Below are 21,107 nucleotides of genomic sequence, written 5' to 3'. Positions count from 1 at the left end.
CGGGGCCGAACGGGCGCGAGCGGGCGCCGGCGGACGCCCGCGCGGGAGGGCGCGGTCCTGCTCGACGCCCCGACTGCGGACCTGCGCCACCGGGAGCCGCGATGCGTAACACTGTGTGTCGTGTCGAATACGAAGAATGACGGCGGTGGCGCGGGGGCGGGCGGTGCGCCCAGTCCCGACGCCCCGCTGCCGGTCCTCGACCGGCAGCAGGTCGGGGTACTGCGCCGGGTGGGCCGGGAGTGGGGCCGGGCGGCCGGAGATCCGCAGGCGTGGCGCCGGGCGCTGCCGGTGGACCCGGAGCTCGGCCGCTTTCCGGCCTCCTCCGAGATCCGGCCGGTGCGCTTCGGCCGCTTCGTACGGGTGGCCACGGTCGGCGCGCAGCCGCCGCCGGTCGAGGCGGGTGGCGAGGACACCCGGACCTCCCGACTCGGCCGGGCGGGCGCCGGGGTCAGGCACGTGCTGCTCGGGGCCCCGCTGCGCAGTACCGCGATCGCGCACGAGCGGATGCGCAAGCTGGTGGCGCTGCCGGTGCTCTCCGCCGACGCGCTCTCGTCCGTCGCCTACGGGCCCGAGGCGATGCTGGCCGTCCTGGTCCTGGCGGGCACCGCCGGCCTGCGCTACTCGGTGCCCATCGCCGCGACGATCGCGTTCCTGATGCTGGCGGTCGGGGTGTCCTACCGTCAGACGATCCGCGCCTACCCGCACGGCGGCGGCTCGTACATCGTCGCCACCGCGAACCTCGGCCGCCTCCCCGGGCTGGCGGCGGCCGCCGGTCTGACGACGGACTACATCCTCACGGTCGCGGTCTCGATCGCCTCCGGCATGGAGGCCGTCACCTCGGCGGTCCCCTCGCTGCGGGGCGACGTGGTGCCGATCGGCCTCGCCGTGATCGGCGTGCTGCTCGCCGGGAACCTGCGCGGCGTGCGGCAGGCGGGCGTCCTGTTCGCCGCACCGACCTACGCCTTCGTCCTCGCCGTCCTCGCCCTCATCGCCTTCGGCCTGTACGACGCGGCCGGCCACGGCTTCCAGCCCACCGCGGCTCCGCAGTCGACCGCGACCGAGGGGGTCGGCCTGCTCCTGGTCCTGCGCGCCTTCGCCTCCGGCTCGACGGCGATGACCGGCATCGAGGCGATCTCCAACGCCGTCCCGGCCTTCCAGCCCATCGAGTGGCGCAACGCCCGGACCACCCTGACCTGGATGGTCGGCCTGCTGATCGTGCTCTTCGCCGGCACGGTCGCGCTGGTCCACCTCGACGGCGTCGTCCCCGACGCCCGGGAGACGGTGCTGTCGCAGCTCGCCCACCGCGCCTTCGGCCCGGGCTTCGGCTACGTCTTCACCCAGGCCGCCACCGCCGCGATCCTGCTCCTGGCGGCCAACACCGCCTACAACGACTTCCCCCGCGTCCTCTACCTCCTGGCCCGCGACAACCAGGCGCCGCGGATCTTCCTGCGGCTGGGCGACCGGCTGGCCTTCAGCAACGGCATTCTCGTGCTCTCGGTCGCCGCGGCCGCGATCTACGCGGCGTTCGACGGCATGACGGCGCCGCTGATCCCGCTGTACGCGGTCGGCGTGTTCCTCGCCTTCACGCTGTCGCAGACCGGCATGGTCGTGCACTGGTGGCGCCTGCGGGACCGCCACTGGCGCAAGAGCCTGATCTTCAACGCCGTCGGCGCGCTGCTCTCGGCGATCGTGCTCGTCACCGCCGCGATCACCAAGTTCACCTCGGGCGCCTGGTTCGCCGCGCTCGTGGTGGGCCTGTTCATCCTGGTGGCCACCAGGATCCGGCACCACTACGAGCAGGTCGCCGCGGCGCTCGCCCTGCACCCGCACGCCGTCGAGGTCCCCGGCCGCGCCCTCACCCGGCAACGCCCACGGGACGGCGCGCCCGCGCCCTCCGCAGAGGCGAAAGCGGAGGGTGAGCGCGAGGCGGAGAGCGAGGCGGAGAGCGAGGAGACTCCCGAGGAGATCCACCCCCTGCTGATCGTGCCGATCGCCGCACTGGACCTGGCCGGCATGCGCGCCCTCGCCTACGCCGCCTCGCTCCGCCAGCCCGTCCTCGCCCTGCACATCAGCGCCAGCGAGGAGGAGGCCCGGCGCTTCCGCGCGTACTGGAACCTGTGGGGCGACCACCTGCCCCTGAAGATCCTCCTCTCCCCCTACCGCACGATCGTCGCGCCCCTGGTCAACTACATCGAGTCCCTGCACGACCAGCGCCCGGACCTCACCCTGACCGTCGTCCTCCCGGAGATCGTCGTGCGGCACCGGCGCCACCGCCTCCTGCACAACCGACTCGCCCCCCGCCTGCGCAGGGCGCTCCGCCCACTGCCGAAGATCGTCGTCACCACCGTGCCGTTCCACGTCTGAGGACTGTCCGGGTGTCCGCACCCGGACCGCTACGCGCCGGCGGGCCAGGAGGCGGCGCGGCTTCGGGCGACGTCCGCCCGCCGGCCGACCTCGCCCTCGCCGGTGGCGGGCACGAGCGCCGAGGGCAGGACGTCGGCACCGGGTTCCGGGCCGGCCGCGCCGCGGCCCGGCTCCGAGGCGAGCAGTTCGCTCGCGGTCCGGCTGTCGGCGGGGTCGGCCGCCCGCGACATCAGCCGCTCAGCGGTGACGGCGTCCGTCTCCGGCGGCACGACCAGCAGGTTCAGCCGCAACGGGGCGTACGAGCAGACCACGATCAGGTGCTCGTCCTGCTCGGTGGTGAACCAGCCCACGTGGACGGTGTGCCCGGCGACCGGGGCCCGGTGCGGGACGGTCGGCCACTGCGCGGGGTTCACGGTGACCCGGGTGACCCGCCCCCACGGGCCGTCCAATGCGGCGGCGAGGGAGGGGAGTTCGAGGAGAAGGTCACGCGAGCGGGGCCACCAGGCGCCGTCCAACCGGCCGGGCCGGGTGCCCTCGGGTACCCGGGAGAGCCGTGCTGCGGGTTCCAGGGCGGTGGGCGTCATCGCGCGATCGAGGGTCGTGGTCATGATCGAAGACCTGTCCCCGGACCCGGCCTCGGGCCGGATCCGGCATCGCCGTTCGCCGGAGACGACGCCAGGTGTCCTGCCCGGCATGCGAGGTGCCTTCGGTGATGTCCAGGCTACTCTCCGCCAGGCCCGGACCTCGCATGGTCTGCCAGGATGGGCGTCCTCGACCCCGGGCGCGGCGAAAGGGCGGCACAGCGGTGGAACTCGACCCGAAGAGGCTGCTGATCCTGCGCCGGATCGCCGACGAAGGCAGCGTGGCGGGCGCCTCGCGCGCGCTGGGCCACACCCCCTCCGCGGTGTCCCAGCAACTGGGCCGGCTGGAACGCGAGGTCGGCGTCCCCCTGGTGGACCGCACCGGCGGGCGGGCCGAACTGACCGCCGCGGGCCGCCTGTTGGCGGGCTACGGCGACCGGATCGGCCAGGCGCTCCAGGACGCCGCCCGCGACCTGCGCGCGCTCGGCGCCGCTGCCGCCGGCCCGGTCGCCATCGGCGTGCCGCCGCCCGCCATCACGTTCTTCGCCACCACCGCCGTCCACCTGCTCGCCCGCACCCACCCCGACCTGGCCCCCCGCCTCGTGGAGGCCGGACGGCAGGAGGGCCTGCGCGCGCTGCGCCTGGGTGAACTGGACGTCCTGGTCATCGAGGACGACCGGCAGGAACCCACCCCGCTGCCGCCCGGCATCGAGGCGAGCGTCATGTTCGAGGACGCCTACCGCCTGGTCGTCCCCTCCGACTGGCCCCCGCCCACCGACCCGGCCCGGCTGTCCGGCCGCCCCTGGATCGCCGCCCCGGCCGGCTCGCCCCGGCAGCTGGCCTTCCAGCGCCTGGCCGCCCGGCACGACATCGTGCCCCTGGTCGAGCACACCGCCCGCTACCGCTTCGCCGTCTACACCATGCTCGCCGCCCGCCTGGGCGCCGCGATCCTGCCCGCGAACGCCGCCGCCCTGATCGGCCCGGGCGCCGGCACCGTCACCGCACTGCCGGTGCCGGGCGCCTACCTGGTGCGCCTGCTGCGCCGCACCGGACCGTGGGGGGCGCCACCGGCGGTGCGGGCGGCGGCCGAGGCGCTGCAGAGCGCGCTGCTGGCGGCGAGCGAGCGGCTGGCGGCCCAGGGCCTGACCGAGAGTGAGCCGCGCGTGAACGGCCGCCTGGTCGACCCCAGTGAGTCGAGCACACCTGAGGGCCCGCCCGCCGGGACGCCGTAAGCGCTGCTGAACGCCGGGGGTCAGCCCCGCTTGCTGGTGCCCGGCCCGGCACTCTGCCAGCGTGGCCGGGTGACCACCATCGCGGACGAGCGACCCCCCGTCCCTGCTCCTCCCCCCTCCGGCCGGCTGCGCCGCCGGGCGCGCGCCGCCACGAGCCTGCTCCAACGGGCGGCCTGGGCCACCACGCTGGCCGGCGCGGTGACGACGGCCTGCACGCCGTGGGGATCCACGCCCTGGTACGCCGGCTGGATCGGCGCGGCCGGCGCGGCGGCACTCGCGGCCCTGGCCTCGCCGGTGCGGCTGGCCCTGGGCGAGAGCCCGCGCTCCGGCTCCGTCTCCGCCCTGTTCCACGCCGCCATGCTCGCCCTGATGCTCTGCACCTTCGCCGGCTGCTTCGCCTTCTCCCTCAGCGGCTGGTTCCACGAGCACGACCGCGACCTGCACGCCACGCTGCGGGTGTCCGCCACCGTCACCGGCTGCCACAGCAGCGGTGACACCAGCACCGAGTGCACCTTCCTCTGGACGGCGGACGGGCACGAGTACCGCGCCGCCGAGGGCACGGACGGACAGTGGCCCGACGGGCACCGGATCGACGTGCGGATCGATCCCGCCCACCCGCAACGGGATCCCGTCACCGACGGCGGCTACTGGCCGCTGTGGATCGCGGTCGTCGTGGGCGGGCTCGGCATCCCGTTCAGCCTGTGCGTCTGGTGGGTCCTGGAGGAGGCCACGAACTACTGACGCCGGAGCGGCAACGGAGGCGGCGGGCCTTGTCGGGCGGGTCGTCGCCGTGGACGCGCGGGCGGCCCGGCGGGGTACCGAGGTGCGGCATCGCGGTCATACTTGATCGGAAGTCGATCGAAAGATATGGTCCGATCAACCAGCCACGGTTCGGAGCAGTACGGGGGACAGGCGATGACCATCTCGGCCGAGGAACGTCGGGACCTGATCCTCAAGGCCGTCGGCGAGGCGAGCGGGCCCCTGCGGCTCGCCGACCTGGCGGCGCGGCTCGCCATTCCGGCGGTGACGGTGCGGCGGGACGTCGCCGCGCTGGCCGAAGCCGGCCGGGTGGGGCGCTCGCACGGGTTCGTCGTACGGCGCACACCGGAGAAGCCGACGGACGGCGAGAGCGGGACCCGCACCCTCGGGCTGCTGGTGCCCTCCGTCGGGTCGTACTTCGACGAGCTGATCAACGGTGCCCGGGCCGCCGCGACGGCGGCGGGCGCCCGGCTGGTCCTCGGCATCGCCCCCTACGAGGCCCGCGACGACCACACCCAGGCCGAACGGCTGCTGGAGTCCGGCCTCGACGGGCTGCTGCTCGCACCCAACCTCCTGCCGGGCGGGCCCGCGCAGACCCACGACTGGCTGGACGACCTGCCGGTGCCCGCCGTCCTGGTCGAACGCGGCGCGCCCGAGTACGGGGGCCCCGGCGCCGGCCTGGACTCCGTCGGCTCGGACCACCGGCAGGGCGTCCTCCTCGCGCTGCGCCACTTCGCCGACCTCGGCCACGACCGGGTCCTGCTCGCGGCCCGCGGCGACTCCTGGACGGCCCGGGAGGTCCGGGCCGGCTACCAGCACGGCACCCAACTGCTCGGCCTGGCCGCCCTGCCCGTCCTGGACACCCTCGGTGACGACGGCCGCCCCGCCGACTCCGACCGGCTCGCCGGGCTGATCGCCGACGCCGTGTCCGACGGCGTCCGCGCGGCCCTCATCCACAACGACCAGGACGCGATCCAGCTGCTCCCGCTGCTCCGCGCCCGCGGCCTCGCGGTGCCCGACGACCTCGCGCTGATCGCCTACGACGACGTGTTCGCCGCCCTGGCGGCCCCGCCGCTGACCGCCGTCGCCCCGCCGACCCGCGCGGTCGGCGAGACCGCCGTCGGCCTGCTGCTGCGCCGCCTCACCGCCGGGCCCGACCTGCCGGTGCACCGGATCTCCCTGCTCCCGGCCCTGCGCGTCCGCACCTCCTGCGGCGGCTGAGCCCCCAGCCCCCGGCCGGGGAGCCCGTCCGGCTGCCGCCTTCGCGGGGCGGTCCGCCCATGGGCCGGGCCGGGGGCCCGTTACCGCCGCAGTCCCGCCAGCCAGTCGGCGGCCGCGCCGAGCAGCGGAGCCAGCGGGGCGGCCTCGGGGTACCACGGCGCCTCGTACTCCCAGCAGACCCAGACGTCGGCCGGCAGCAGGGCGAGGCAGGCGGCGATCGGCAGGGTGCCGGCGCCGAGCGGCAGCGGCGTGCGGTCGGCGGCCGAGGCGACGTCCTTGACCTGGACGTGGCCCAGCCGGTCGGCCAGCGCCCGGTGGGTGGCCTGCGGCGGCTCCCCGCCGAGGACGGTGTGCTGGAGGTCCCACAGGGCGCCGACGGCCGGGTGGTCGACGGGGGCGAGCAGCCGGGCGAGGTCGCGGCCGGTCGGGTGCGAGTCGTGCGTCTCGACCAGGACCCGGACGCCGAGCACGGCCGCACGGTCAGCGACGGCGGCCAGCCGCCGGGCGGCGCGCTCATCGGCCCGTTCGTCGGCCGCCGCCGGGCCGGGCGCGGCGCCGCCGCGCGGGAAGACCCGCACGGCCGGGCAGCCCAGGTCGGCGGCGAGTTCCAGGTGTCCGCCGAGGTCGGCGAGCAGCGGGGCGTCCGCGCCCGGGGCGGCGATGCCGAGGTAGGAGGCCAGCGCGAGCGGGACCGTCCCGGTGGACGCCAGTGCACGCACGGCGGCGCGCCGCTCCTCGGCGGTCAGGCCGGGGTGGACCGGCTGGCCCGGGGCGCAGCGCAGTTCCAGCCCGTGCCAGCCGTGGTCGGCGGCGAGGCGCGCGGCGGCGGCGAGCGGCAGGTCGGGCAGGCCGAGGGTGGACAGGGCGAGCGGCACGGGTGCTCCTCAGGTTCGGGCGCCGGGCGGAAGTCGGCGGGCGAAGGCCGCTCCCGGCGACAGCTGCGCCTCGTGGACGGCTCCGTCGGCCCACCGCACCCGCAGCCGGTACGCCCCGTCGGGGGCGGCCGCCACGTCCGCCGTCAGCCGGTCGAGCGGCGGGAGTTCGTCCGCGGCCGCGGTGAGATGAGCGGCGGTGAGGCGGGCTGCGCAGACCAGCAGGTGGACGGCCCCGCCGGTGGCGCCGGTCAGCACCGGCAGGGCGGCGGCCGCGCCGAAGGCCGTGCCATCCGGGACGGCGCTGGTACTGGCGGCGGTGTAGCCGTGCAGGGCGCGCAGTTCGCTGGCCAGCAGACGGCCGTCCAGCGTGTGGGCGGTCGCGGTGGCAGAGGCAACCGCAGTGCACGGCCGGGCGGGTGGCAGGTGGTCTCCGGCGACGGCCCAGCCGCCCTCGCGCAGCGGGGTGCCGGGCGGGGCGCCGACGACCAGGTGGGCGCGGACCTCGTCGGCGCCGTGGGCGAGGGTCAGCGAGGTGACGGTGACGCCCGGCAGGGGGTGTCCGGCGGCCCGGGGACGGTGGGTGGAGGCCGCCCAGCCGTCGCCGGTGGCGAGCGGGGTGATCGGGCCGCGTTCGGTGGGTTCGCCGTCGACCAGCAGGGCGAGGTGGTTGTCGGCCGGACCGGTGTGGACGGGGCCGGTGGCGGTGGAGTGGGCGAGCCGCGCGTAGTGCGGGTCGTCGGGGTGGACGCGGTCGGCGGGCTGGTCGTCGCTGCCGTGGTTGTGGAGGCGGACCAGGCCGTCGGCCGCGGTGGACTGGACCAGCCAGCCGGGGCCGGGCAGCGCGCGGACGGTGTCGCGGCGTTCGGCGGGGGCGGGCTCCTCGCGGTCCGTCCAGGCAGGGTGGTCGGCGGGCAGCAGCAGGCCGAGGAAGCCGGAGGCCGCCCAGTAGGGCGAGGAGGGGCCGGAGTAGGGCTGGACGAGCGGGGGGTGGGGGCCGTACCAGCCGAGGGCGAGCAGGCCGTCGGGGCCGGTGGCGCCGCGGTCGAGGAAGTGGCGCAGGGCGCCGGAGGCGAGTCGGCGGGTGGTGCCGGGGGTGAGCGGGGTGTGGCCGGTGAGGGCGCCGGCCCAGAGCGGGGCGGCGGCGGCGAACCGGTAGATCAGCGAGCGGCCCTGGTGCACCGGCGCGCCGTCGCCGCCGAACAGGTGGGCGTGGTCGGCGAGGTGGGCGGCGAGCCGGGGGCCGTACTCGGCGAGCAGGGCGCGGTCGTCGGCGAGGTGGGCGTGCAGCACGGGGTAGAGGTGCAGGGCCCAGCCGTTGTAGTGGTCGAAGGCGCGGGGGCGGCCGTCGGTGTACCAGCCGTCGCCGAGGTAGAAGCGGTCGATGCGTTCCAGGCCGCGCCGGACGGCGGCGCGGGCGGCGCGCTCCTCGACGCCGGCCTCGGCGAGGAAGCCGCCGACGGCGAGCGGGAAGAGCCACCAGTTGTTGTCGTTGGGTGTGCGGTGGAGGGTCTCGGCGAGCCACCGGGCGGTTCTGGTCCGGACGTCGGCGGGGAGGCGGTCCCAGAGCCAGGGGCGGGTCAGCCGCAGGGCGAACGCGATGGCGGCGGCCTCGACCATGGCCTGGCCGCGGTCGGTGACGACGGGCCAGGACGCCGGGTCGTCGTCGGTGAGGTCGCGCGCGGTGGTGGGGTGGCGGGTGCCGGCGTCGAGTCCGGCGGCGTAGCGGTCGAGCAGGCCGTGCGGGTCTGCGCCGCCGGCGCCGGCGATGCGCAGGGCGGCGAGGAGGAAGGTGCGGGCGAAGCCTTCGAGGGCGTCGGAGCGGCGGCCGGACCAGCTCGGCCGGGGGCCGGGGAGGTCGATCAGCGCGTGTCCTGGGCCGGCCCAGGGGAGGACGGCGTCGAGCAGCCCGTCGGCGGCGGCCTCCCAGTGGGCTCTGGTCCAGCCGGTGCGGGGGCTGAGGGCGTGGTCTTCCGGGGGCAGCAGCACGGCGGTGTCCTCCATGGCCCGGGGCTCGGGAGTCGCGCCCTGTGCGGGGAATCTAGAAAGCCGTTGATCGTTCGTCAAGGCTTTTGATCGCAACGGATCATTTGATCCCGATCTCTTGACTTCGATCGTTCGCCCGCCCAGGATGGCGACCACTTGCCCGCCCGGTCGCGGCCACCGGCAGCCCCCTGACTCCCCGGCCGCGCCCCCCTCTCCCGGAGTCGTGCATGCCCTCACTCCCGTTCGCCCTCCCCCACCCCCGGCGCAGACTCCTCCGCGCGGCCGCCGGCGGCCTGCTGTCCACCGTCCTGCTCACCGCCTGCGCCGGCAACGGCGGCGGGGCCCCGAAGGCCGACGACGGCAAGCCGGTCACCCTGACCTTCTGGGCCTGGTCCAAGGGGACGAAGGAGGTCGTCGCCGCCTTCAACGCCTCCCACCCCGACGTCAACGTGGTCTACGAGGAGATACCCTCCGGCACGGCCGGCGGGTACGCCAAGATCTCCAACGCGGTGAAGGCCGGCAACGCCCCCGACGTGTTCAACGTCGAGTACGCCCAACTGCCGGACTTCGTCAGCCAGGGCGCCGTCCAGGACATCTCCGGGCTCGTCCCCGGCGAGCTCAAGGCGAAGTACCTGCCGCAGACCATGGACCTGACCAGCCTCGGCGGCCGCACCTGGGCGCTGCCGCTGGACGCCTCGCCGCAGGCCTTCTACTACCGCAAGGACCTCTTCGACCGGGCCGGCCTCACCCCGCCGAAGACCTGGGACGAATTCCGCACCACCGCGCAGAAACTGAAGCAGGCCCAGCCGGACACCCGGATCGCCACCTTCTTCCCCGACGACCCGGCCACCTTCGAGGCGATGGCCTGGCAGGCCGGCGCCCACTGGTTCACCGGCCGCGACGACGCCTGGAGCGTCGACCTCAACGGCGCCGGGACCAAGCAGACCGCGGACTACTGGCAACAGCTGATCGCCGAGGACCTGGTCCGCGTCCAGCCCTCGTTCAGCCAGCCGTGGACGGCCTCGCTGCAGAAGGGCGAGACCGCCGGCTACCTCGGCGCCTCCTGGGGCGGCGGGGTGCTGAAGGGCACCCTGCCCGACGCGGCCGGCACGTGGGCCGTCGCCCCGGTGCCCAGCTGGGACGGCACCCCGGCCAGCGGCATGGTCGGCGGCACCACCTTCGCCGTCTCCAAGAACAGCAAGAAGGCCAAGGCCGCCGTCGAGTTCGCCACCTGGGCGACCACCACGCCGGAGGGCATCAAGGCCCGGATCGCCTCCGGCACCTCCTCCGCCTTCCCGGCCGCGCCCGCGCTCGTCCCGGTGGCCGAGGAGGCCTTCAAGGCCGACTTCTACGGCGGCCAGGACGTGTACGCGCTCTACACGGACGCCGCGAAGTCGATCAAGCCGAACTGGCAGTGGGGCCCGACGATGAACGCGACCAACAACGCGCTCAAGGACGCGTTCGGCAAGCTCACCCAGGGCGGCACCGTGCAGGCGGCCCTCGACGCCGCGCAGCAGTCCACCCTGGCCGAGCTGAAGAACCGCGGCCTCAAGGTCAAGCAGTGACCGCCCAGCCGCCCCGCACCGGGCCCGGGCCCGCCGTCGCCGCCCGCGCCCGCCGGCGCGGGCGGTACGGGGCGCCGGCCGTCCTGCTCGCCCCGTTCGTGCTCCTGTTCACCGCCTGCACGCTCGTCCCGATCGGCTACGCCGTCCACCTCAGCCTGTACACCGAGCACCGGTCCGGGCTCGGCTTCGGCGGCGGCGAGACGGTCTTCACCGGCCTCGGCAACTACGCCCGGGCGCTCGGCGACCAGGCGTTCCGTTCGGGCTTCTGGACCACCGCGCAGTACTGCCTGCTCTACATCCCGCTGATGACGGGGCTGGCGCTGCTGCTCGCGCTGCTGCTGGACTCGGCGCTGGCCCGCGCCCGCCGCTTCTTCCAGCTGGCGCTGTTCCTGCCGCACGCGGTGCCCGGCATCATCGCCGCGCTGATCTGGGTCTACCTGTACACACCCGGCATCAGCCCGGTCATCGACCTGTTGAACGCCGGCGGCGCCCACCCCGACCCGTTCGGCGCGCCGCTGCCCGCCGTGGTCAACATCGCGCTCTGGGAGTGGACCGGCTACAACATGGTCATCTTCTACGCCGCGCTCCAGGCCGTCCCGCGCGAAGTCCTCGAAGCGGCCGTCGTCGACGGCGCCGGACCGCTGCGGACCGCCGTCAGCGTCAAGATCCCGCTCATCCGCGCCTCGATCGTGCTGGTCGGCCTGTTCACCCTGATCGGCTCGCTCCAGCTCTTCACCGAACCGATGATCCTGCACGGCGCCTCCCCCGGCGTCGTCTCCACCTGGACGCCCAGCATGTACGCCTACACCGCCGCCTTCGACCGGGGCGACTACGGCCTGGCCGCCGCCGCCTCGGTGCTGCTCGCGCTCGCCGCCGCCGCGCTGTCCTTCCTCGTCACCCGGGCCACCCGCCCGCGCCCGGACCGGCGGACGGAGGCCACCGCATGACCACGCTCGCCCCCGGACGCCGCCCCCGGCAGCGCTCCGCCGCCCGCAACCACCCCCACGGACACCCGCCCCGCCGGCCGTGGACGCTCTCCAAGGCCGCCGTCAACGGCGCCCTCGTCCTCGCCACCGCCTACACCCTGCTGCCGCTGCTGTGGCTGGTGACCGCCGCCGCCAAGAACACCGGCGACCTGCTCGGCGGGCGCGCCCTCTCCCCCTCCACCTGGCACCTCGGCGACAACCTGCACGCGCTGGCCACCACCGGGGACGGCATCTACTTCCGCTGGTACCTCAACTCCCTGCTGTACGCCGGGCTCGGCGCCCTGGCCTGCGCCCTGGTCTGCGTCTGCGCCGGGTACGCGTTCCACGTCCACGCCTTCCCCGGCAAGGAGAAGCTGTTCGGCCTGGTGCTGCTCGGCGTGCTGGTGCCCACCACCACGCTGGCCCTGCCGATGTACCTGCTCGCCTCGGACCTCGGCGTGGTCAACACCTTCTGGGCGGTCTTCGTGCCCTCCCTGGTCAACCCCTTCGGCGTCTACCTCGCCCGGGTGTTCTGCGCGGGCTACGTCCCCGGGGAGGTGCTGGAGGCGGCCCGGATGGACGGCGCGGGCGAACTGCGCACCTTCTGGTCGATCGGCCTGCGGATGATGACGCCCGGCTTCGTCACGGTGTTCCTCTTCCAGTTCACCGCGATCTGGAACAACTTCTTCCTCCCCCTGGTGATGCTCTCGGACAACCGGCTCTTCCCGGTCAGCCTCGGCCTGTTCAGCTGGAACGCCCAGACCCACGCCTTCCCCGAGTACTACCCCCTCGTCGTCAGCGGCTCGCTGCTCGCCGTCCTCCCGCTGGTGGCGGCCTTCGTCGGCCTGCAACGCCACTGGCGGGCCGGCCTGACCGCAGGAAGCGTCAAATGACCACCACCACGGCCGACATCCCCTCCCCCGCCGCCCCGGCCCGCCGGCCCCGTGCCCTGCTCGCGATGGACCGCGCGCTGCCCGCCCGGCTGCTCGACCGGCACGCCGTCCGGCGGCTCACCGACCTCGCCGACCTCGACCCCGACCTGGTGGTGGACGACTTCGCCGCCCCCGAGGCCGCCGCCGCGCTGGCCCGCACCGAGGTCATCATCAGCGGCTGGGGCTGCCCGCCGCTGGACGAGGCCGTGCTGGCCGCCGCGCCCAGGCTGCGCGCCGTCATCCACGCCGCCGGCTCGGTCAAGCACCACGTCACCGACGCCTGCTGGCGGCGCGGCCTCCAGGTCACCTCGGCCGCCTGGGCCAACGCGCTGCCCGTCGCCGAGTACACCGTCGCCGCCGTGCTGCTCGCCAACAAGCGGCTGCTGGCGATCCGCGAGGACTACCGGCACCGGCGCGCCCCGCACGACTGGCAGGGCGCCTACGCCACCGCCGGGAACTACCGGCGCACGGTCGGCGTCGTCGGCGCCTCCCGGATCGGGCGCCGGGTGCTCGAACTGCTCGGCCCGCACGACCTCGACCTGCTGCTGTACGACCCGTACGTGGAGGCCGCCGAGGCCGCCGCGCTCGGCGCCCGGGCCGTCGGCCTGGACGACCTGTGCGCCTCCTCCGACGTGGTCACCGTGCACGCCCCCGAACTGCCGGAGACCCACCACCTGGTGGACCGCCGCCGGCTCGCCCTGATGCGCGACGGCGCCACCCTGGTCAACACCTCCCGCGGCTCGCTGGTCGACCAGCAGGCGCTCACCGACGAACTCGTCGCCGGCCGCCTGGACGCCGTCCTCGACGTCACCGTCCCCGAGGTCCTGCCCGCCGACTCACCGCTGTACGAGCTGCCGAACGTCCTGCTCACCCCGCACGTGGCCGGCTCGCTCGGCGGCGAGCTGCACCGGATGGCCGCCGCCGCCGCCGACGAACTCGCCCGCTACGCGCGGGGCCTGCCGTTCGCCCACGCCGTCCACCCCGAAGGCATCCACCGCACCGCCTGACCGCGCCCCCCGTTACCAGCTGCAAGGAGAACACCCGTGGACCGCAAGGTGATCGGCGTCGTCCTGAACGGCGTCACCGGCCGCATGGGCCACCGCCAGCACCTCGTCCGCTCGATCCTCGCCATCCGCGAGCAGGGCGGCCTCGACCTCGACGACGGCCGGGTGCTCTGGCCCGAACCCATCCTGCTCGGCCGCAACGAGGCCAAGCTGCGCGCCCTGGCCGAACGCCACGGCCTGGAGCACTGGACCACCTCGCTCGACGAGGCGCTCGCCCACCCGCTCACCGAGGTGTACTTCGACGCCCAGGTGACCCCCGCCCGGGAGGCCGCCCTGCGCGCCGCGATCGCTGCCGGCAAGCACGTCTACACCGAGAAGCCGACCGCCGAATCCCTCGACGCCGCCCTGGAACTGGCCCGCCTCGCCCGGGCGGCCGGCGTCCGCAACGGCGTCGTCCAGGACAAGCTGTTCCTGCCCGGGCTGCGCAAGCTCAAGCGGCTGGTCGACGGCGGGTTCTTCGGCCGGATCCTCTCCGTGCGCGGCGAGTTCGGCTACTGGGTCTTCGAGGGCGACTGGCAGAGCGCCCAGCGCCCGTCCTGGAACTACCGCGCCGAGGACGGCGGCGGCATGATCCTCGACATGTTCCCGCACTGGCGCTACGTGCTGGACAACCTCTTCGGGCCCGTCCGCACGGTGTACGCGCACACCGCCACCCACATCCCCCGCCGCGTCGACGAGCAGGGCCGGGCCTACCCCGCCACCGCCGACGACGCCGCGTACGGCGTCTTCGAGCTGGCCGGCGGCGTCGTCGCGCAGATCAACTCCTCCTGGGCGGTGCGGGTCGACCGGGACGAACTGGTCGAGTTCCAGGTCGACGGCACCGAGGGCAGCGCCGTCGCCGGGCTGCGCGAGTGCCGCATCCAGCACCGAGCCACCACCCCCCGGCCGGTCTGGAACCCGGACCTCCCGGCCACCGACCCCTTCCGCGCCCAGTGGCAGCCGGTGCCCGCGAACGAGGAGTACGACAACGGCTTCAAGGTGCAGTGGGAGCTGTTCCTGCGCCACGTGGCGACCGGCTCCGCCTACCCGTGGGACCTCCTGGAGGGCGCCAAGGGCGTCCAGCTCGCCGAACTCGGCCTGCGCTCGGCGCGCGAGGGCCGCCGGCTCGACGTCCCCGAGCTGGTGCTCTGATGGCCGAACTGAACCTGCCAGGACACGGCCGGCTGCGGCTGCGCGAGCCCGCACCGCTCGACCTGCCCGCACACCCGCCCGCCTCCCGCACGGCCTTCGCGGCCGCCCACGTCGTCGCCGACCCGCTCGGCGCCAACGCCGCCGGCGCCCCGGCCGCCCTGGACTGGGACGCCACCCTCGCCTTCCGCCACCACCTCTGGTCGCTCGGCCTCGGCGTCGCCGACGCCATGGACACCGCCCAGCGCGGCATGGGCCTGGACTGGGCCGCCACCCGCGAACTCATCACCCGCTCCGGCGCGGCGGCCCGCGCCGTCGGCGGCCGGCTCGCCTGCGGCGTCGGCACCGACCAACTCATGGACCCGGCACACTCCCTGAGCGACATCACGGCCGCCGCCCTGAGCGAGGTCGCGGACGCCTACGAGGCGCAGCTCGCCGTGGTCGAGGCAGCCGGCGCGCAGCCCGTCCTGATGGCCAGCCGGGCCCTCAACTCCCGCGCCCGCGGCCCGGAGGACTTCCTCCGCGTCTACGACGGGCTGATCCGGCAGTCCGCCCGGCCGGTGATCCTGCACTGGCTCGGCGCCGCCTTCGACCCGGCACTGGCCGGCTACTGGGGCTCCGCCGACCTCGACGCGGCCACCGACACCGTCCTCACCCTCATCCGCGAACACCCCGGGCGGATCGACGGCATCAAGGTGTCGCTGCTGGACGCCGACCGGGAGGTCGCGCTGCGCCGCGCCCTGCCCGCCGGGGTGCGGCTCTACACCGGCGACGACTTCCACTACCCCGAACTGATCAAGGGCGACGGACTCGGCCACAGCGACGCCCTGCTCGGCGTCTTCGACCCGATCGCCGGCCACGCCGCGGCGGCCCTGCACGCCCTGGACGCCGGCGACACCGCCCGCTACGACGCGCTGCTCGGCCCGACGCTTCCGCTGGCCCGGCACCTCTTCGCGGCGCCGACCTACCAGTACAAGACCGGTGTGGTCTTCCTCGCCTACCTGGCCGGCCACCAGGAGCACTTCACCATGGTGGCCGGCGCCCAGAGCGGCCGGTCCGTACCGCACCTCGTCGAGCTGCTCCGGCTCGCCGACGCCGCCGGGGTGCTCCCCGACCCCGAGCTCGCGGCCGACCGGATGCGCCGCTACCTCGCGCTGGCCGGGTGGTCGGCATGACCGCACCGGGCCCCACCACACCGGGCCCCGCCGCCCTGCCGGGTATCGCCGCCCCCGGGCTGGAACGGCTCTCGCTCAACCAGATCACCACCAAGCACTGGTCCCTGCCCGAGGCCGTCCGGGGCTGCGCGCAGGCGGGCATCCCGGCGATCGGCCTGTGGCGGGACAAGGTCGCCGAGACCGGAACGGCCCGCGCCGCCCGGCTGGTCCGCGACAGCGGCCTGACCGTCAGCAGCCTCTGCCGGGGCGGCTTCCTCACCGCCGCCGGAGCGCAGGGCCGCCGCGCCGCGCTCGACGACAACCGGCGGGCCGTCGAGGAGGCCGCCGAACTCGGCACCGACACCCTGGTGCTGGTCGTCGGAGGCCTGCCGGAGGGCAGCCGTGACCTGCCCGGCGCGCGCGCCCGGATCGCCGACCTGCTCGCCGAACTCGCCCCGTACGCCGGACAGTTCGGTGTACGGCTGGCCATCGAACCGCTGCATCCGATGTTCTGCGCCGACCGCGCCGTGGTCTCCACCCTCGGCCAGGCGCTCGACCTCGCCGCGCCGCACCCGGCCGCCCAGGTCGGCGTGGTCGTCGACAGCTACCACGTCTGGTGGGATCCGGCGCTGCCCGAGCAGATCGACCGGGCGGGCCGGGACGGCCGCATCGCCGCCTACCAGGTGTGCGACTGGACGCTGCCGCTGCCCGCCGACGTCCTGCTCGGGCGCGGCCACGTCGGCGACGGCCACATCGACTTCCGCTCCCTCACCGACCAGGTCACGGCCGCGGGCTACACCGGCTGGATCGAGGTCGAGATCTTCAACGAGCGGATCTGGGCCACCCCCGGCGCGCAGACCCTCGCCACCGTGGCCGACCGCCACCGCACCCACGTGGTCGCCGCGCCACGCCGGTAGCCGCCGGGCGTCGGACGTTCACCGTCCGGCCCTACCCTGGCAGCCCGTGCCACACCCTCGAAAGCTGGTCACGCCATGATCGAAACGATCGAACTCGACTACGACGACTCCGGATTCCGCCGCAACGGGTCCCCGCACCGGATCGTCGCCGGCGCCCTGCACTACTTCCGCGTCCACCCCGAGCTCTGGGACGACCGGCTGCGCCGCCTGCGCGCCCTCGGCGTCAACACCGTGGACACCTACATCCCCTGGAACTTCCACGAACTCCCCACCGGTGAGATCGACTTCACCGGCTGGCGGGACGTGGCCCGGTTCGTCCGGCTGGCCCAGCAGCACGGGCTGGACGTCATCCTGCGGCCCGGCCCCTACATCTGCGCCGAATGGGAGTTCGGCGGCCTGCCCGCCCGGCTGCTCGCCGTCGACGGCCTGCGCCTGCGCTGTGCCGACCCCGCCTTCCTGGCCGCCGTGGACGGCTGGTTCGACGCCCTCGTTCCCGAGCTGGTGCCGCTGTTGGCGAGCCGCGGCGGCCCCGTCGTGGCCGTCCAGGTCGAGAACGAGTACGGCAGCTACGGCACCGACGCCGGCTACCTCGCCCACCTGCGCGACGGCCTCCTCGCGCGCGGCGTGGACTGCCTGCTGTTCACCGCCGACGGCGCCGAGGACTTCATGCAGCAGGGCGGCGCGATCCCCGGCCTGCTCGCCACCGCGACCTTCGGCTCCCGCGCTCCCGAGCGCTTCGAGGTACTGCGCCGCCAGCAGCCCAAGGGGCCGCTCGCCGCCATGGAGTTCTGGATCGGCTGGTTCGACCGCGTCGGCGGGCCCCACCACGTCCGCGACCCGGAGGAGTCCGCCCGCTCCCTGGACGCACTCCTCGCCACCGGCGCCTCCGTCAACCTCTACATGGCCCACGGCGGCACCAACTTCGGCCTCTGGTCCGGCGCCAACCACACCGGCACCAGCCCCGACACCCCGGGCTACGAGCCCACCACCACCAGCTACGACTACGACGCCCCCATCGGCGAGGCCGGCGAGCTCACCCCCAAGTTCCACGCCCTGCGCGACGTCATCGGCCGGTACCTCCCCCTGCCCGACGGCGAACTCCCCGCCGAGCCGCCCCGCCTGGCCCCGCGCCGCATCGACCGCGGGACCGGCCGGGCGCGCCTGTTCGACTCCCTGGACGCGCTCGCCGCCCCGCACCACCGGCCCGTCCCGGAACCCATGGAGAACCTCGGCCAGTCCCTCGGCCTCATCCACTACCGCACCCGCGTCCCCGGCCCCCGCCCCACCCTGCCGCTGCGCATCGACGGCCTCGGCGACCGCGCCCAGGTCTTCGCCGACGGCAACCCCCTCGGCACCCTCGACCGCAACGACCCCGGCGCCACCCTCCCGCTGGCCACCACGGCGGCCGGCACCACCCTGGACATCCTGGTCGAGGCGCTCGGCCGCACCAACTACGGCCCCCAACTCGACGACCGCAAGGGCATCCGGCGCGGCGTCTCACACGAACGCCAGCGCCTCCACGACTGGGAGATCCGCCCGCTCCCCCTCACCGACCTGAGCGGCCTGGCCTTCGACCCGGCCACCGCCGTCACCGACGGCGACCCGGCCTTCCACCGCTTCGAGACGGACCTCGACACCCCCGCCGACGCCTTCCTCGCCCTCCCCGGCTGGGGCCGCGGCCTGCTCTGGCTCAACGGATTCCTCCTCGGCCGCTACACCGACGAGGGCCCCCAGCGCACCCTCTACGCCCCCGCCCCGCTCTGGCGCCCGGGCACCAACACCCTCGTCCTCCTCGAACTCACCCGCCACGGCGAGGCCCTCGACCTCCGTGACCGACCCGACCTCGGCCCCGTCACGGACGCCCCCAGCTCCGAGTTCTGAGGCGAGCCGAAGACCCGTCGGCCGCGACGGACCCGCCCCGGTGGGTCCGTCGCGGCCGACGCGGCTCAGGCCAGGAAGCCGCCGTCGACGGCGAGGTGGCTGCCGTTGACGTAGGAGGCGTCGTCGGAGAGCAGGAACGCGACGGCCGTCGCGATCTCCTCCCCGGAACCGACCCGCCCCAGCGGGATCCCGCTGTCCACGACCCGCCGGGTGCCGTCGGGGTCGGCCCGGGTCATCTCGGTGTCGATGACGCCGGGCTGCACTTCGTTGACGCGCACTCCCTGCCCTCCGAACTGGATCGCCGCGGTGCGCGTCAGGCCGCGGATGCCGTGTTTGGCGCTGGAGTACTCCGCGGTCGGGCCTCCCCGGTCGGCGAACACGCTGGAGACGTTGACGATCGCGCCGCCGCCGGCCGCCAGGATCGCCGGGATCTGGTACTTCATCCCGTAGAACAGGCTGTTGAGGTCGATGTCGACGGTGCGCCGCCACTGCTCGGGGGTCATCTCGGGCAGCGGGGTGAAGTCACCGGACACGCCGGCGTTGTTGACGGCGTGGTGGAGGGCGCCGAACTCCTCGACGGTACGGGCGACCGCGCGCTCCTGGTCCTCGGGCCTGCTGACGTCTCCCGGGACGGCGAGGGCCCGCCCGCCGGAGGCGGTGATCTCCGCGACCACCTCGGCGAGCCTGTGCTCCCGCCGGCCGACGACGGTGACGGCGGCGCCCCGCCGCGCCAGCAGGATCGCGGTGGCGCGCCCCATGCCCGATCCGGCGCCGGTGACCAGTGCGGTTCTCCCGGTGAAGGGTCGCATCCGTCCCACCCCTTCCTCAGCCGCCGGCGGGCAGGTCGACCGGGTAGTCGGCGCCGGTGTCGGCGGAGGCCGAGACGGCCTGCCAGGCGGTGGCTTCGGCGATCTGGCCGTGGGAGTGGTCCAGGGCCATCCGGGCCGCGCCGCCGCCCAGCAGCAGGTGTGCGGGCGGGTTGCCGGCCTTGACGATCCGGACCAGGATCTCGGCCGCGCGGTCCGGGTCGCCCACGGACGCGGCGCCGCTGCGCAGCAGGTCCGCCATGGCGCCCACGGTGGCCTGGTACTCGGCGGGGACGTCGTCGACCTCCATCGAGGCTCCGGCCCAGTCGGTGGCGAACCCGCCCGGCTCGACCACCAGGAAGCGGATGCCCAGCGGCGCCGTCTCGGCGGCGAGGACGCGGCTCAGGCCGTCGACGGCGAACTTGGCCGCCTGGTAGGAGCCGAGCCCCGGGTTCCCGCCGACGCGCCCGCCGATGGAGGAGAACTGGATCACGAGGCCGGCGCCCTGCTCCCTGAGCAGGGGCAACGCGGCCTTGGAGACGTTGTAGACGCCCCAGAAGTTGGTGTCGAACTGGCGGCGGAAGTCCGTCTCGGCGGCCGTCTCCACGGGTGCGAGGTTGGCGTAGCCGGCGTTGTTGACGACGACGTCGACCCGGCCGAACGCCTGGCGCGCGGTGGCGAAGGCGGCCTCGGCCGCGGCGGCGTCGGTGACGTCCAGGGGCACCGGGAGGATGCGCTCGCCGTACCTGGCGACCAGGTCGTCCAGCTGCGCGGGCTTGCGGGCCGTCGCCACGACCCGGTCACCGGCCGCCAGGGCCGCCGTGGTCAGGGCGCGGCCGAAGCCGCGCGAGGAGCCGGTGATGAACCATGTCTGCGGTTGCGTGCTCATGGCTCTACTGCAACACCGTTGTGCTATTAACGCAACCCCGTTGCACTGTTAGTGCAACATCGTTTCGCTATAGTGGAGCAATGACCGACCCGGACTTCCAGCGCGCCCGCACCCCCGAGGCCAAGCGCGCCCGCGAGAACGCGATCCTGGCCGCGGCGGAACGCCTCGCCACGGCGAACGGAGTCCGGGCGGTGACCGTGACCGCCATCGCCGACGAGGTCGGCATGCACAAATCCGCGATGCTGCGCTACTTCGAGACGCGTGAGGACATCTTCCTGCGCCTGGCGGCGGACGGCTGGCAGGAGTGGTCGGCCGAGGTGCGCAGTCGCCTCGGCGCCGTCCGGCCCTACGGAGGCGCCGCCGGACCGGAACGGGAGAAGGCCGCCCGCTCGATCGCCGGCGTCCTGGCCCACTCCCTGGTGGCCCGCCCGCTCTTCTGCGACCTGCTCGCGCACACGCCGCTGAACCTGGAACGGAACGTCTCCCTGGACACCGTCCGGGCGTTCAAGCTCCGCGCCATCGCGGAGGTGGCCGAGATCGGCACCGCGCTGCGTACGGTTACCCCGCTCGACGCCGACCAGGCGCGCAGCGTGGTGGTGACCGCGACGTCGATGGCCGGGGCCCTGTGGCAGATGGCCGCGCCGGGCACGACGCTGCGCGCCTTCTACGAGACGGACCCCGAACTGTGCCACTCCGTCGTCGAGGTCGAACCCCGCCTCACCGACATCCTGGCCGCCCTGCTCACCGGCTATGCCGTCGCCTCGACGGCCCGGCCGGTCGGGGACTGAGCG

General features: G+C 74.9%; 18 protein-coding genes. 13 read left to right on the top strand and 5 right to left on the bottom strand.

All coding sequences use genetic code 11. The features are described 5' to 3' along the window. Nucleotides 1-504: 504 nt before the first annotated feature. Entirely contained in the window at nucleotides 505-2,364 is a 1,860-nt protein-coding gene (locus OG556_RS31390) for an APC family permease (protein ID WP_371522995.1), read from the top strand. Nucleotides 2,365-2,393: 29 nt separating this feature from the next. Here OG556_RS31390 and OG556_RS31385 read toward each other — a convergent pair whose 3' ends face one another. Then, on the bottom strand, nucleotides 2,394-2,972 hold the full coding sequence (locus tag OG556_RS31385) for a DUF5994 family protein (protein WP_371522082.1): 579 nt from the start codon (nucleotides 2,970-2,972) through the stop codon (nucleotides 2,394-2,396). A gap of 197 nt (nucleotides 2,973-3,169) precedes the next feature. On the opposite strand from OG556_RS31385, the gene OG556_RS31380 reads away from it, so the two are divergent. From OG556_RS31380 to OG556_RS31370, 3 genes are all read left to right on the top strand, one after another. Further along, nucleotides 3,170-4,177: a LysR family transcriptional regulator gene (locus OG556_RS31380; RefSeq protein WP_371522080.1), complete on the top strand. Its 1,008-nt coding sequence runs from the start codon at nucleotides 3,170-3,172 to the stop codon at nucleotides 4,175-4,177. A gap of 69 nt (nucleotides 4,178-4,246) precedes the next feature. After that, the gene (locus OG556_RS31375) at nucleotides 4,247-4,918 is read left to right on the top strand and encodes a DUF3592 domain-containing protein (RefSeq protein ID WP_371522078.1); all 672 of its coding nucleotides are present in this window, start codon (nucleotides 4,247-4,249) and stop codon (nucleotides 4,916-4,918) included. A gap of 174 nt (nucleotides 4,919-5,092) precedes the next feature. Continuing rightward, the gene (locus OG556_RS31370) at nucleotides 5,093-6,157 is read left to right on the top strand and encodes a substrate-binding domain-containing protein (protein WP_371522076.1); all 1,065 of its coding nucleotides are present in this window, start codon (nucleotides 5,093-5,095) and stop codon (nucleotides 6,155-6,157) included. 80 nt (nucleotides 6,158-6,237) lie between these two features. Here OG556_RS31370 and OG556_RS31365 read toward each other — a convergent pair whose 3' ends face one another. Both OG556_RS31365 and OG556_RS31360 read right to left on the bottom strand, forming a co-directional pair. After that, entirely contained in the window at nucleotides 6,238-7,032 is a 795-nt protein-coding gene (locus OG556_RS31365; protein ID WP_371522074.1) for a sugar phosphate isomerase/epimerase family protein, read from the bottom strand. 9 nt (nucleotides 7,033-7,041) lie between these two features. Continuing rightward, a complete protein-coding gene (locus OG556_RS31360; protein ID WP_371522072.1) occupies nucleotides 7,042-9,033 on the bottom strand; it encodes a DUF2264 domain-containing protein in 1,992 nt (663 codons plus the stop codon). 209 nt (nucleotides 9,034-9,242) lie between these two features. On the opposite strand from OG556_RS31360, the gene OG556_RS31355 reads away from it, so the two are divergent. The 8 genes from OG556_RS31355 (at nucleotide 9,243) to OG556_RS31320 (ending at nucleotide 18,621) form a co-directional block, all read left to right on the top strand. Further along, the gene (locus tag OG556_RS31355) at nucleotides 9,243-10,580 is read left to right on the top strand and encodes a sugar ABC transporter substrate-binding protein (RefSeq protein ID WP_371522070.1); all 1,338 of its coding nucleotides are present in this window, start codon (nucleotides 9,243-9,245) and stop codon (nucleotides 10,578-10,580) included. Continuing rightward, nucleotides 10,577-11,527 (top strand): carbohydrate ABC transporter permease, encoded by a 951-nt coding sequence (locus tag OG556_RS31350; protein ID WP_371522068.1) that lies wholly within the window; start codon nucleotides 10,577-10,579, stop codon nucleotides 11,525-11,527. The genes OG556_RS31355 and OG556_RS31350 overlap by 4 nt, the downstream gene beginning before the upstream one ends. Further along, complete coding sequence (locus tag OG556_RS31345; protein WP_371522065.1) at nucleotides 11,524-12,438, top strand: carbohydrate ABC transporter permease; 915 nt, start codon at nucleotides 11,524-11,526, stop codon at nucleotides 12,436-12,438. Before OG556_RS31350 ends, OG556_RS31345 begins: the two co-directional genes overlap by 4 nt. Continuing rightward, on the top strand, nucleotides 12,435-13,484 hold the full coding sequence (locus tag OG556_RS31340; RefSeq protein ID WP_371522063.1) for a hydroxyacid dehydrogenase: 1,050 nt from the start codon (nucleotides 12,435-12,437) through the stop codon (nucleotides 13,482-13,484). Before OG556_RS31345 ends, OG556_RS31340 begins: the two co-directional genes overlap by 4 nt. Nucleotides 13,485-13,568: 84 nt before the next feature. Next, complete coding sequence (locus OG556_RS31335; RefSeq protein WP_371522993.1) at nucleotides 13,569-14,672, top strand: Gfo/Idh/MocA family protein; 1,104 nt, start codon at nucleotides 13,569-13,571, stop codon at nucleotides 14,670-14,672. Further along, nucleotides 14,672-15,844: a dihydrodipicolinate synthase family protein gene (locus OG556_RS31330; RefSeq protein WP_371522061.1), complete on the top strand. Its 1,173-nt coding sequence runs from the start codon at nucleotides 14,672-14,674 to the stop codon at nucleotides 15,842-15,844. Before OG556_RS31335 ends, OG556_RS31330 begins: the two co-directional genes overlap by 1 nt. Next, nucleotides 15,841-16,740, top strand: coding sequence for a sugar phosphate isomerase/epimerase family protein (locus OG556_RS31325; RefSeq protein ID WP_371522059.1), 900 nt, complete (start codon nucleotides 15,841-15,843; stop codon nucleotides 16,738-16,740). Before OG556_RS31330 ends, OG556_RS31325 begins: the two co-directional genes overlap by 4 nt. A gap of 75 nt (nucleotides 16,741-16,815) precedes the next feature. Next, nucleotides 16,816-18,621: a beta-galactosidase gene (locus OG556_RS31320; protein WP_371522058.1), complete on the top strand. Its 1,806-nt coding sequence runs from the start codon at nucleotides 16,816-16,818 to the stop codon at nucleotides 18,619-18,621. Nucleotides 18,622-18,686: 65 nt separating this feature from the next. On the opposite strand, the gene OG556_RS31315 is transcribed toward OG556_RS31320, so the two are convergent. Together OG556_RS31315 and OG556_RS31310 are read right to left on the bottom strand one after the other, a co-directional pair. After that, entirely contained in the window at nucleotides 18,687-19,430 is a 744-nt protein-coding gene (locus tag OG556_RS31315; RefSeq protein WP_371522056.1) for an SDR family NAD(P)-dependent oxidoreductase, read from the bottom strand. A gap of 16 nt (nucleotides 19,431-19,446) precedes the next feature. Next, nucleotides 19,447-20,316 carry an SDR family NAD(P)-dependent oxidoreductase gene (locus OG556_RS31310; RefSeq protein ID WP_371522054.1) on the bottom strand — a complete coding sequence of 290 codons (870 nt, stop codon included), beginning with the start codon at nucleotides 20,314-20,316 and terminating at the stop codon, nucleotides 19,447-19,449. Between the two features lie 80 nt (nucleotides 20,317-20,396). On the opposite strand from OG556_RS31310, the gene OG556_RS31305 reads away from it, so the two are divergent. Then, nucleotides 20,397-21,104: a TetR family transcriptional regulator gene (locus tag OG556_RS31305; RefSeq protein ID WP_371522052.1), complete on the top strand. Its 708-nt coding sequence runs from the start codon at nucleotides 20,397-20,399 to the stop codon at nucleotides 21,102-21,104. Nucleotides 21,105-21,107 lie beyond the last annotated feature (3 nt).

The sequence above is a fragment of the Kitasatospora sp. NBC_01300 genome, from assembly GCF_041435235.1.
GTDB lineage: Bacteria > Actinomycetota > Actinomycetes > Streptomycetales > Streptomycetaceae > Kitasatospora.
The sequence above is the reverse complement of the archived record's forward strand: the minus strand, read 5'-3'. Positions and strand labels throughout refer to the sequence as shown.

Coding starts and splice junctions, on each gene's coding strand:
- OG556_RS31390 (WP_371522995.1), top strand. CDS start 505: ATGCGCAAGCTGGTGGCGCTGCCGGTGCTCTCCGCCGACGCGCTCTCG.
- OG556_RS31385 (WP_371522082.1), bottom strand. CDS start 2,972: ATGACCACGACCCTCGATCGCGCGATGACGCCCACCGCCCTGGAACCC.
- OG556_RS31370 (WP_371522076.1), top strand. CDS start 5,093: ATGACCATCTCGGCCGAGGAACGTCGGGACCTGATCCTCAAGGCCGTC.
- OG556_RS31360 (WP_371522072.1), bottom strand. CDS start 9,033: ATGGAGGACACCGCCGTGCTGCTGCCCCCGGAAGACCACGCCCTCAGC.
- OG556_RS31355 (WP_371522070.1), top strand. CDS start 9,243: ATGCCCTCACTCCCGTTCGCCCTCCCCCACCCCCGGCGCAGACTCCTC.
- OG556_RS31345 (WP_371522065.1), top strand. CDS start 11,524: ATGACCACGCTCGCCCCCGGACGCCGCCCCCGGCAGCGCTCCGCCGCC.
- OG556_RS31340 (WP_371522063.1), top strand. CDS start 12,435: ATGACCACCACCACGGCCGACATCCCCTCCCCCGCCGCCCCGGCCCGC.
- OG556_RS31335 (WP_371522993.1), top strand. CDS start 13,569: ATGGGCCACCGCCAGCACCTCGTCCGCTCGATCCTCGCCATCCGCGAG.
- OG556_RS31330 (WP_371522061.1), top strand. CDS start 14,672: ATGGCCGAACTGAACCTGCCAGGACACGGCCGGCTGCGGCTGCGCGAG.
- OG556_RS31325 (WP_371522059.1), top strand. CDS start 15,841: ATGACCGCACCGGGCCCCACCACACCGGGCCCCGCCGCCCTGCCGGGT.
- OG556_RS31320 (WP_371522058.1), top strand. CDS start 16,816: ATGATCGAAACGATCGAACTCGACTACGACGACTCCGGATTCCGCCGC.
- OG556_RS31315 (WP_371522056.1), bottom strand. CDS start 19,430: ATGCGACCCTTCACCGGGAGAACCGCACTGGTCACCGGCGCCGGATCG.
- OG556_RS31310 (WP_371522054.1), bottom strand. CDS start 20,316: ATGAGCACGCAACCGCAGACATGGTTCATCACCGGCTCCTCGCGCGGC.
- OG556_RS31305 (WP_371522052.1), top strand. CDS start 20,397: ATGACCGACCCGGACTTCCAGCGCGCCCGCACCCCCGAGGCCAAGCGC.